This window comes from Stenotrophomonas sp. NPDC077659, assembly GCF_050268705.1.
In the GTDB taxonomy this organism is placed as follows: Bacteria; Pseudomonadota; Gammaproteobacteria; order Xanthomonadales; family Xanthomonadaceae; genus Stenotrophomonas.
In genome coordinates this window covers 1-1,722 of record NZ_JBNNHG010000272.1, presented here as the reverse complement: position 1 = coordinate 1,722, position 1,722 = coordinate 1, and the positions used below count along the sequence as shown (strand labels likewise).

Below are 1,722 nucleotides of genomic sequence, written 5' to 3'. Positions count from 1 at the left end.
GGCCGCTGGCCGGCATCCGTGTCGCATTGCCGGCCAGCGGCCGGCACTACCGCAGGTAGAGAAACGCCCGCTTGCGCGGGCGTTTTCTTATTTCTTCTCTGCGGCCGCGTCCGGCTTGAACTCGGTACGGCAGTCCACCCGGATCTGCTGGCCGCTGCTGCGCCAGACGAAGGTGCGGCAATGGCGGTTGCCTTCCTGGCTGTCATTCACCGCAACGGCATAGAACGACTGGATGATCTCGTCACGGCTGACCGTACCATCGCCATTCCAGTCCATGTCCTTCTGCTCGATGCCCTTGGTGATGGCCAGGTTGGCGTACCAGGCATAGCCCAGCCATGCCAGCACGATCAGCACCAGCGCCAGCAGCGCCTTGCGGCGTGGGCTGAATTTCCCGCGCAGGATCATGGCACGCGCCGGATGGTGGCACCGAGCGAAGACAGCTTCTCTTCGATGTTCTCGTAGCCACGGTCGAGGTGGTAGATGCGGTCGATGGTGGTCTCGCCGTCGGCCATGAGGCCGGCCAGGATCAGCGAGGCCGACGCACGCAGGTCGGTGGCCATCACCGGTGCACCGCTCAGGTGCTCGCTGCCACGCACGATGGCGGTGTGGCCTTCAACCTGGATGTCCGCGCCCAGACGCAGCAGTTCGTTGACGTGCATGAAACGGTTTTCGAAGATCGTTTCGTTGATCACGCCCACGCCGTCGGCCACGCAGTTGAGCGCCATGAACTGCGCCTGCATGTCGGTAGGGAATGCCGGATACGGCGCAGTGGTCAGATTGACCGCCTTTGGTCGCTTGCCCTGCATGTCCAGGGTGATGCTGTCCTCGGTGGTATCGATCGTCGCACCGGCCTCGACCAGCTTGGACAGCACCGCGTCCATCGTGTTCGGGCGCGCGCGGTTCACGGTGACCTTGCCGCCGGTCATCGCCGCAGCCACCAGGAAGGTGCCGGTCTCGATACGGTCGGGCAGCACTTCATGTCGGCCCCCGGACAGGCGCTCGACACCTTCGATGACCAGGCGGGCGGTGCCCAGGCCTTCGATCTTCGCGCCCAGCGCGATCAGGCAGTGGGCCAGATCAGTCACTTCCGGCTCCATCGCACAGTTGTCGAGGATGGTGGTGCCTTCAGCCAGCACCGCACCCATCAGCACGTTCTCGGTACCGGTGACGCTGACCATGTCGAAGGTGAAGTGGCCACCCTTCAGGCGCTTGGCGGTGGCCTTGATGAAGCCGTTCTCGACCACGATCTCCGCACCCAGTGCCTGCAGGCCCTTGATGTGCTGGTCAACCGGGCGCGAGCCGATGGCACAGCCGCCGGGCAGCGACACTTCGGCCGCACCGAAGCGGGCCAGCAGCGGGCCCAGCACCAGGATAGAGGCGCGCATGGTCTTGACCAGCTCGTAGGGCGCCACGTGCTGGTTGACCGGGCGCGGGTCGACCACGATCGCGCTGCCGCGCGACAGCGTGCCCTGGTCGATGGTGACCTTGGCGCCCAGTTCGCCCAGCAGCTTCACCGTGGTGACCACGTCGTGCAGGTGCGGCACGTTGGTGATCTCCACCGGCGCATCGGCCAGCAGCGTCGCGCAGAGGATGGGGAGGACGGCGTTCTTGGCGCCGGAGATGCTCACTTCACCGTGCAGCGCAGCGCCGCCGGTCACAACGATCTTGCCGGAAGGCAGCAACGGTATCGATCGACGCGGGCGCCGAGGTCAGCCGGCGGGG

The 1,722-nt window shown here is 65.9% G+C and carries 2 protein-coding genes; both read right to left on the bottom strand.

The genetic code is table 11. The annotated features are described in order from the left end of the window. Window positions 1-87 precede the first annotated feature (87 nt). On the bottom strand, window positions 88-405 hold the full coding sequence (locus ACQKDV_RS19365; protein WP_427785846.1) for an EF-hand domain-containing protein: 318 nt from the start codon (window positions 403-405) through the stop codon (window positions 88-90). After that, window positions 402-1,679, bottom strand: coding sequence for a UDP-N-acetylglucosamine 1-carboxyvinyltransferase (gene murA, locus ACQKDV_RS19360; protein ID WP_427785847.1), 1,278 nt, complete (start codon window positions 1,677-1,679; stop codon window positions 402-404). Before murA ends, ACQKDV_RS19365 begins: the two co-directional genes overlap by 4 nt. Between the last annotated feature and the right edge of the window lie 43 nt (window positions 1,680-1,722).

Bases quoted from the DNA above. Each gene is read 5' to 3' on its own strand.
- ACQKDV_RS19365 (WP_427785846.1), bottom strand. From the start codon at position 405: ATGATCCTGCGCGGGAAATTCAGCCCACGCCGCAAGGCGCTGCTGGCG.